The sequence below is a fragment of the Saccharothrix sp. genome, assembly GCF_031180885.1.
Classification (GTDB): domain Bacteria; phylum Actinomycetota; class Actinomycetes; order Mycobacteriales; family Pseudonocardiaceae; genus Actinosynnema.
The window spans coordinates 1-8,400 of sequence record NZ_JAPSLK010000070.1; the positions used below are offsets into that span (position 1 = coordinate 1).

Annotated in this window: 8 protein-coding genes and 1 pseudogene; 4 read left to right on the forward strand and 5 right to left on the reverse strand. The window is 72.5% G+C overall.

All coding sequences use genetic code 11. From position 1 onward, the window contains the following. On the reverse strand, positions 1–559 hold a 559-nt coding region (locus RIN75_RS39250), incomplete at its 3' end, for a dihydrofolate reductase family protein (protein ID WP_309117185.1). A gap of 256 nt (positions 560–815) precedes the next feature. On the opposite strand from RIN75_RS39250, the gene RIN75_RS39255 reads away from it, so the two are divergent. After that, on the forward strand, positions 816–2,138 hold the full coding sequence (locus RIN75_RS39255; RefSeq protein ID WP_309117186.1) for a reverse transcriptase family protein: 1,323 nt from the start codon (positions 816–818) through the stop codon (positions 2,136–2,138). Here the strand turns inward: RIN75_RS39255 and RIN75_RS39260 are convergent. The 4 genes from RIN75_RS39260 to RIN75_RS39275 are packed head-to-tail and all read right to left on the reverse strand — an operon-like array spanning position 2,128 to position 5,530. Next, a complete protein-coding gene (locus tag RIN75_RS39260; RefSeq protein ID WP_309117218.1) occupies positions 2,128–2,421 on the reverse strand; it encodes a DUF3017 domain-containing protein in 294 nt (97 codons plus the stop codon). The two genes, RIN75_RS39255 and RIN75_RS39260, sit on opposite strands and share 11 nt — an antisense overlap. 14 nt (positions 2,422–2,435) lie before the next feature. Then, positions 2,436–3,338 carry a bifunctional methylenetetrahydrofolate dehydrogenase/methenyltetrahydrofolate cyclohydrolase gene (locus RIN75_RS39265; RefSeq protein ID WP_309117187.1) on the reverse strand — a complete coding sequence of 301 codons (903 nt, stop codon included), beginning with the start codon at positions 3,336–3,338 and terminating at the stop codon, positions 2,436–2,438. 16 nt (positions 3,339–3,354) lie between these two features. After that, positions 3,355–4,317, reverse strand: a complete 963-nt coding sequence (locus tag RIN75_RS39270; RefSeq protein WP_309117188.1) for a DMT family transporter — start codon at positions 4,315–4,317, stop codon at positions 3,355–3,357. Further along, positions 4,304–5,530 carry an MFS transporter gene (locus tag RIN75_RS39275; protein WP_309117189.1) on the reverse strand — a complete coding sequence of 409 codons (1,227 nt, stop codon included), beginning with the start codon at positions 5,528–5,530 and terminating at the stop codon, positions 4,304–4,306. Before RIN75_RS39275 ends, RIN75_RS39270 begins: the two co-directional genes overlap by 14 nt. Positions 5,531–5,640: 110 nt before the next feature. On the opposite strand from RIN75_RS39275, the gene RIN75_RS39280 reads away from it, so the two are divergent. The 3 genes and pseudogenes from RIN75_RS39280 to RIN75_RS39290 all read left to right on the forward strand — a co-directional run. Beyond that, positions 5,641–6,141, forward strand: a complete 501-nt coding sequence (locus RIN75_RS39280; RefSeq protein WP_309117190.1) for a YbaB/EbfC family nucleoid-associated protein — start codon at positions 5,641–5,643, stop codon at positions 6,139–6,141. Then, on the forward strand, positions 6,138–6,452 hold the full coding sequence (locus tag RIN75_RS39285) for a WXG100 family type VII secretion target (RefSeq protein WP_309117191.1): 315 nt from the start codon (positions 6,138–6,140) through the stop codon (positions 6,450–6,452). The genes RIN75_RS39280 and RIN75_RS39285 overlap by 4 nt, the downstream gene beginning before the upstream one ends. Positions 6,453–6,478: 26 nt before the next feature. After that, positions 6,479–8,400, forward strand: a pseudogene (locus tag RIN75_RS39290) (hypothetical protein); the annotation flags it as partial.

Below are 8,400 nucleotides of genomic sequence, written 5' to 3' on the forward strand. Positions count from 1 at the left end.
ACCTCGTGTACGTCGTGAACGTTACGCCGGTCGTGAAGGCCCGGCTCTCGATCTTCGTGAACCTGTGGACAGGGAACTCCCCGTCGAACAGCGGAACCCCTCGCCCGAGGACGATCGGGTGGATCTTCAGCACCAACTTGTCGATCTCCGGCAGCAGCGCCGCCGCCAGCTTCCCGCCCCCGCACAGCCAGATGTCCAAACCGGACTCCGCCTTCAGCGCCCGCACCGCCGACAGCACGTCCTCCGAAATCACCGTCACGTCGTCGGGAACGTCGGTCAAAGTGCTCGACACGACGTACTGCCGCAGGTGCGCATAGGGACTCGGCAGCCCACCGGGCACCTCATAAGTCGCCCGCCCCATCACCACGGCGTCGAACGTCCGGTTCGGCACCTCGTCCAACCCCAGCGCCTGGCGACCGGCCGTCGGCAGCGCGTCCGGGTAGTCCTCGAACAGCGCGGTCATGTGGTCGCCCTCGAACAAGAAGTCGTTGTACGTCCCGTCCGGCGCGGCGATGAAGCCGTCGAGGGACATCGCGACCAGGTAGGTCAGGCTTCGCAAGATCAGCTCCATGCGTCGGGTAACAACGACGACTGTAGTACTTTGGCTGTAGTGGTTGTCAACCCTCTAATGTGGAACCCGTGCGGCGGCGTGGCGGCGAGCAGGCGGTTGGAGCACCGCCCCTCAGGGGCAACCCCTGGGAGCACGACTCGAAGCACCCACTGCGCCCAAGGCAGTACGGCACGCTCCGCGTGCTTCCCTGCCCGACGTGGCGGAGAAAGCGTCGTCCCACGCCGTCGCACCCCATGGCCACCGCATGACCGCATACGAAACCCTCACCGCATACGAAACCCTCACCGCATACGAAACCCTCACCGCATACGAAACCCTTACTGCGTACGAAACCTTCACCGCGGCCGGAACACACGCCGCGGTCGGAACACCAGCCGAAACCCTTGCCGCGGCGGCACTTGACGGGCCGTGGGACCGCAGCGGGCTCGCCGAACGGCTCGCGGACGTGGTGGGGCCAGTACAGGCGGAAGACCTCGCGGTTCGGCTCCTGGCGCTCAGCCCGTCCGCCCCGCACGGCGGGACCGAATCGCTGGCGCGCCTGATCAAAGACCTGAAACCCCGAGAAGCACCAGAAGAACAAAAACCCCGGTGGCGCGGCAACGTCCCGCGCTGGCACACCACCGACGAACTCGCCCGCGCCCTCGACCTCGACGCCGGCGAGCTGGCCTGGTTCGCCGACACCCGCGCCTGGAACCGGCACGCGCACGAACCCCTCCGCCACTACCGGACCTGGTGGCAGGGCCGTCGCCTGATCGAGTCGCCCAAGCCCCGCCTCGCCGAACTCCAGCGCCGCCTCGTCCGCCACCTGCTCGACCGCGTCGACCTCCACGACGCGGCCCACGGCTTCCGGCGCGGCCGGTCGATCGCCACGTTCGCCGCGCCCCACGCGAACAAACCCCTGGTCGTGCGCCTGGACCTGGAAGGCTTCTTCACGTCCGTCACCGGCGCGCGCATCCGCGGTCTGCTGGAGTCCTACGGCTACCCGCCCGCCGTGGCCGCCGCGATCACGGGCCTCCTCACCACCCGTACCCCGCCGGACGTGACCACGAAAACCGACTGGCCGCTCCGCCGCCGCCTCGCCGCCGCGCACCTCCCCCAGGGCGCCCCCAGCTCACCCGCCACGGCGAACCTGATCGCCCGCAACCTCGACCGCCGCCTCACCGGACTCGCCCGCAGCCTCGGCGCGACCTACACCCGCTACGCCGACGACCTCGCGTTCTCCGGCCCCGAAGACCTGCCCCTGCACCGCCTCCTGCCCGGCGTCAAGAAGGCCGTCCACAGCGAGGGTTTCCGGATCAACCCGGACAAGACCCGCGCCGCCGCGCAGCACCAACGGCAGCGCCTCGCCGGTCTGGTCGTCAACCACGCCCCGGCGGCCTCGCGCGCCGAGTACGACGACCTGAAAGCCACCCTGCACAACTGCGCCCGGCACGGCCTGGAGTCGCAGAACCGCCACGGACACCCGGACTTCCGGGCCCACCTGCGCGGCCGGGTGGAGTGGGTGTCGGCCGGACGCCCGGCCCGCGCCGCCAAGCTCGGGGCGCTGTTGGACGCGATCAGCGGCTGAACGGACCGCCGATGATGGTCATCGCCACCACGATCACGGAGAACCCGAACGCCGAGTACAGCAAAGCGTCCACGCTCCGGCTGCGGATCGCGATCAGGCCCGCCTGCTCGTCGGTCACCAGCACCCGCAGCAGCGCCGCCAGCAGCAGCGCGACGCCGATCAGCACCGCGCCCTGCCGCCAGTGGTACTGCACGATCCGCACGATGCCCAGCACGACCACACCGACCACCAGCGCGAACGGCAGGTGCTGACCCGCCGCCGACCGCCAGCGCTGCTCCGGCATCAGCTCCACCGCCCTCAGCCCTCCACCGAGTCCGAGCCCGAGCCCGAGTCCGGAACCGCGCCCGAAACCGCCAAGCCGCGTTCGGCCGCCTCGACCGTGTTGGTCAGCAGCATCGCGATGGTCATCGGCCCGGCCCCACCGGGGATCGGCGCGAGGAAACCCGCCACCGAAGCCACGTCCGGGTGCACGTCCCCCACCAGACCGGCCTCGGTCCGCGTGATGCCGACGTCCACCACCGCCGCGCCCGGCTTCACCATGTCCGCGGTGATCAGCCCGGGACTCCCCGCGCCCGCCACCACGATGTCCGCCCGCCGCACCTCGGCCGCCAGGTCCTTGGTCCCGGTGTGGCACAGGGTCACGGTCGCGTTCTCGCTGCGCCGGGTCAGCAGCAGCCCGATGGGCCGCCCGACCGTCACACCGCGCCCGACGACGGTCACGTTCGCGCCCGCGATCGGCACGTCGTAGCGGCGCAGCAGTTCCACCACACCGCGCGGGGTGGCGGGCAGCGGGGCCTCGTCGCCCAGGACGAGCTTGCCGAGGTTGACCGGGTGCAGGCCGTCGCCGTCCTTGGCCGGGTCGATGCGCTCCAGGACTGCGTTGGCGTCCAGGTGCTTGGGCAGCGGGAGCTGCACGATGTAGGCGGTGCACGCGGGGTCGGCGTTCAGCTCGTCGATGACGGCTTCGAGCTGCTCCTGCGTGGTGTCGGCGGGCAGGTCGCGGCGGATCGACGTGATGCCGACCTTCGCGCACGCGGCGTGCTTGCCCTTCACGTACGAGTGGGAGCCCGGGTCGTCGCCGACCAGGACGGTGGCCAGGCCGGGCGTCACCCCCCGCTCGGCCAGCTTCGCGACCCGCGCCCGCAGGTCGTCGAAGATCGCGTCCCGGGTGGCCCTGCCGTTGAGGATCGTCGCCGTCACGCGCCCCATCTTCGCATCAACGGCGGCTCGGCAGCGCGGCGACCGCCACCGCCAGCAAGGTCAACACCGTGCCCACGACGGTCCACCACGACAGCCGCGAACCCGCCGTCGGCACGATCGCGTCGACCGCCACCGCGCCCACCAACTGGCCCGCGACCTGCGTCAACCCGACCAGCAGCACCCCGGTGAAGCGGACCGCGAGGACCGCCGACCCGATCGTGCAGATGCCCAGCGCGCCGCCCGCGTAGAACCACGGTTCGCTCGGCGCGGCGGTCGGGAACCCGCGCACCACCACGTCCACCGCGCACACCACGAGCAGCACGGCGGTGCCGGTGGTGAAGTTGACCAGGGTCGTCACCCGGGTGCTGCCCGCAGCCTCCCGCACCAGCCCGTTGACCGCCTGCTGCCAGCCCAACCCGATGCCCGCCAACGCCGGCAGCACCGCCAACCACAGCGCGGACTGCGAACCGAGGTCGTCCGCCACCGCCACGGCCACCGCGGGCACCGCCAGCACCGCGCCCACCACGCGCGGCACGGTCAGCGGCTGCCGCGTCGGCCCGAGCCCGGCCCGGTCCACCAGCAGGCTGCTGACCACCTGCGACGCCACCGCCGCGATTGTGAACGCGGCCACCCCGAGCGCGGCGACCGTCAAGCCCTGCGTGGACACGAAGAACGCCCCGCACGCGCCCCCGACGCACTGCCACCACTTGATCCGCCCGGACCGCAGCGCCTCGGACAGCCGCGCCAACCCCGCCCGACCGGCCCGCGCCGGCAGCACGATCACCAGCAACAGCGCCAACCCGCCGCCGAACGACACCAGCGCGGCCAGGAACCCGTCCCGGAACACGTGCCCCAGCTCGCCGTTCAACCGCCCCTGCACCGCCAGGAACACGCCGCCGACGAACGCGACGCCCGTCCCGACGAGACGGGGCCGGACCCCCACCGCGTCCCGGGACCCCACCGCCTCAGCCAACGCCACCGGCCGCCACCGCGCCAACCGGCTTCGGCGCCCGCACCCGGCTCGCCAGCACGACCCCCAGCACCGCCGCCGAGGCGCTCGCACCCGCCGCCGCGGCCGGCCCGACCAGGTCCAGCAGCCACCCCGCGACCGGCAGGAACGCCGCCTGCCCGGCCGTGGTGAACGCGCCCAGCCACCCGAACGCCTCCGCCTTGCGCCCCTCCGGCGCGATGTCGCTGATCCGGGTGTTGTTGGCGGCGATCGCGGGCGCGATGGCCATCCCGCCCACCGCGAGCACCAGCCCGATCAACCACACCGACGACGGCTCCATGACCGGCGGCAGCACCGGCACCAGCGCCACCACGCCCAGCGCCAGCAACACCATCCGCCGGGTGAACCGGGGCTCGCCGTGCAGCCCGCCGGCGATCAGCCCGCCGACGACCGACCCGATGCCCCACACCGCCGTCAGCACCCCCGCCAGGCCCGGCGACCCGAGGTCCCGTGCCCACGCGATGATCACCAGGTCGATGGTGAGCAGCGACGCCACGATGCACAGCCCCGTGGACAGCGCGAACACCATCGACGGGTCGGCCAGCAGCGTCCGCCCGGAGTGCTTCGCCGAGGAAGGCACCGGCTCGTCCATCCCGGCCCGCCGCAGCGCCGCCCGGAACCCGAACGCGCCCAGGACCGCCAGCGCCCCGCACATCCACAGCGCCGCGTAAGGGTTGAAGAACGCCACCACCATCGCGGTCAACGCGGGCCCGATGACGTAGATGACCTCCTGCATGGACGCCTCGACGGTGAACACCGCCGTGCCCGCCGGCCCGGTGGCCATGCGCGGGTAGGTGGCCCGGCTGATCGGCGTGACCGGCGGCATCATCACCCCCGCGACCGCCGCCACCAGCACCGACAGCGGCCACCACGCCGGCGGCAGCACCAGCGGGACGATCCCCGCGGCCAGGATCGCCGCGCCGTAGCCCAGCGCGGTGACCAGCAACAACCGGCTCGCCGGACTCCGGTCGGCGGCCCGGCCGCGCAGCGGGCTCGCCACGCCCAGCCCGACCGCGAACGCGCCGCCCACCAGACCCGCCGCCGTGTACGACCCGGTCCACCCGGCGATCAGGAACGACGAGGCCAGCGGCGTGCCTGGCATGTGCACACGCCCCAGCAGCGACCACATGAGCAAAGCGGGGAGTCCTGGTACGGACGCGAGTTCGCGATAGGGCCGCAGCACGTGCCCCACTCTGCACCCGAACCCCGACAAAACCCGCCCGAATATCGGCGGGAACCCGGAGCCCTCGGCTAGCGTCTGCACCCTCTGGAGGCACAAGCGAGGGGACAGCTGTGACCGATCCCACGGGACGCCGAGCCGAGCTGGAGGCGCGCAACGCCGCCATGCGCGAGCACGTCGACAGCCTCCTCACGGAGCTGCGCGCCAAGACCGCGGAACTGCACGAGACCGCCGCGCGGGCCCAGGCGGTCAGCGCAACGGCGGTGTCCCGGGACGGCAGCGTCCGCGCCTCGGTGGACTCGACGGGCGCGTTGACGGCGCTGGAGTTCTCGCCCAACGCGTTCGAGCGCACCACCCCGGAGAAGCTGGCCAAGCTCACCACGGAGACCGTGCTCCAGGCCGTCGCCAAGGCCCGCGCGGAGGTCAACGAGGTCCTCGCCCCGGCCCAGGAGGGCGCGAGCGTCGACCTGTCGGAGTTCCTCCCCGGCGTGCCGTCCCTGGCCGACCTGCTCCCGAAGCCGCCGGCGGTGCCGTCCCCGGCACCGCCGCGCCGGTCTCCCGCTCCACCCGATGACGACGACGGCGACACCATCATGGACAGGAGTGGCTGGTGAACGGCGGCTTCCAGGTAGACGTGGCCGGCATGCGGCGCGGTGGCGCCCAGTTCAGCGCGGCCGGTGACTCGTTGGACGGGGTCTTCCAGGCCTTGAACGGGGCTTTGCAGGCCGAGGGGCAGTGCTGGGGCGGCGACGAGTCGGGGCAGGCGTTCGCGCAGCAGTACGTGCCGAACTCCACGGCGACCTTGGAGGCGTTCAAGAACCTGGCCAAGGCCTTGCAGGACATCCGGACCGGGGTCGACCAGTCGGCCGACGCGTACGAGGGGTCCGACCAGGGCAACGCGACCGGGATCTCCCGGACCTACTGACGGTTTTCTGCTGAGGGGCGCGAGCGGTGGGTATCGAGATCCCGAGCGAGGTCACGTGGCTGTTCCCGATCGTGGTCGGGCAGAGCTGGCCGGAGGGCGACGAAACGGCGCTGCGCCGCATGGCCGACGCGTACCGGACCGCCGCGCAGGGCGTGAAGTCGGTGATCGACGAGGCCAACGGCGCCGCGTCCACGGTGACCGCCAGCCAGACCGGTGAGGCGGCGCAGCGGTTCGAGGAGTACTGGCGGAAGTTCGCCGGCGGTGACGACTCGTACCTGCCGAAGCTGCAGAAGGTGTGCGAGCAGCTGGCGGAGAGCTGCGACAACTCGGCGCTGGAGGTCGAGTACACCAAGCTGTCGATCATCGCGTCGCTCATTGCTTTGGCGATCGAGATCGCGGCGCTGATCGCGGCGGCGTTCGGGACGTTCGGCGCTTCGACGGCCGGGATTCCCATCGCGCAGCAGGCGACCCGGTTGATCGTGCAGTTCACGTTCCGGCAGCTGGTGATGGCGATCCTGCGCGAGGTGGCCATCTCGGTCGGGATCGACGTGGTCATCCAGGGCATCCAGATGGCGCGCGGCGACCGTTCGCAGTGGGACTGGGGCAAGACCGGTGAGGCGGCGGTGTCGGGTGCCGTCTCCGGTGTTGTCGGTGGTCTGTCGGGTGGGTTGAAGTTCGAGGGCGGTGGCCTGGCCGGGCAGATGGCCGTGGGTGCCACGCGGGGTGCTGTCGAGGGTGCCGCGTCGACCGTGGGCACGGCGGCGGTGATGGGCCAGGACATCAGTGCGCGGGACGTGTTGCTGGGAGCGACGTCCGGTGCGGTGTCCGGCGGTATTGGTGGTGCAAAGGACGGCCTGACCGTTGAGCCGCCCCGGATCACCCCTGGCGATCCCGGCGGTTCCGTCTCCCGGCCACCGGACATCGGCCCCGCTCCCGTGCCTGGTGCCGCCCCAACGCCGACCGCTCCCGGCCCGTCCGTGCGCCGAGACGGCCTGAACCCGGTGGGCCGCGACGGCACCACCACATCCGCCGTCTCCGCCCCTCCCGCACCGAGCCCTGCTTTCCCCACGGTCGCCGCGCCGCCTCCCAGCGTGGGTGGTGACTCGTCGCCTCCGCCGGTCGGTTCCGGTGGTAGGGCGACTGTCCCGACTTCCCCGGTGACCGGCGGAACCTCCTCCATCACCGGCCGCTTGGGCGCACCCACTCCTTCGACTGCGCCGACTCCGACTCCGACCCCGGCTCCCGGCGGTTCCTCCCCGACCGGCCGGGCACCCACGTCTTTCAGCGGCTCTCCGATCGGAGGCGGCCCGATCTCGACCGGGCCAACTCCGACCAGCCCGACTCCTGGTACCGGGTCGGTGCCGGGTGCTCCGAGTGCCGGCGGAACCAGGTCGGGCGCGCCACTTCCCGGCCCGATGCCGACGTTCGGCACTCCCGGCACACCGTCTTCCCCGGGATCGACTCCAGGCACTCCTTCACTGGGCAGCCCGACTCCAGGCAGCTCACCTGCCCCCGGCACCACCCCGGGCGGACCGCCCCTGAGCGGCACGACTCCGGGCAACCCGCCTCTTTCCGGCAGCACTCCGGGCGGCCCGCCTCTGTCGGGCAGCACTCCGGGCGGGCCGCCTCTGTCGGGCACAACGCCGGGCGGGCCGCCGATGGGCGGGACGACACCGGGCGGTTCGGTTCCGGGCGGTACGCACGCCGGGACGCCGATGATGGGCGGGGTCATGCCCACCTCGCCCATGACCGGTGGCGCAACCCCAACTGGCGGCGCAACCCCAACTGGCGGCGCGACCCCGACCGGTGGCGCGACTCCCACCGGTGGGCCGACCCCGACCGGCGGTGCGACTCCGACTGGCGGCGCGACCCCGACCGGTGGCGCGACTCCCACCGGTGGGCCGACCCCGACCGGCGGTGCGACTCCGACTGGCGGCGCGACCCCGAC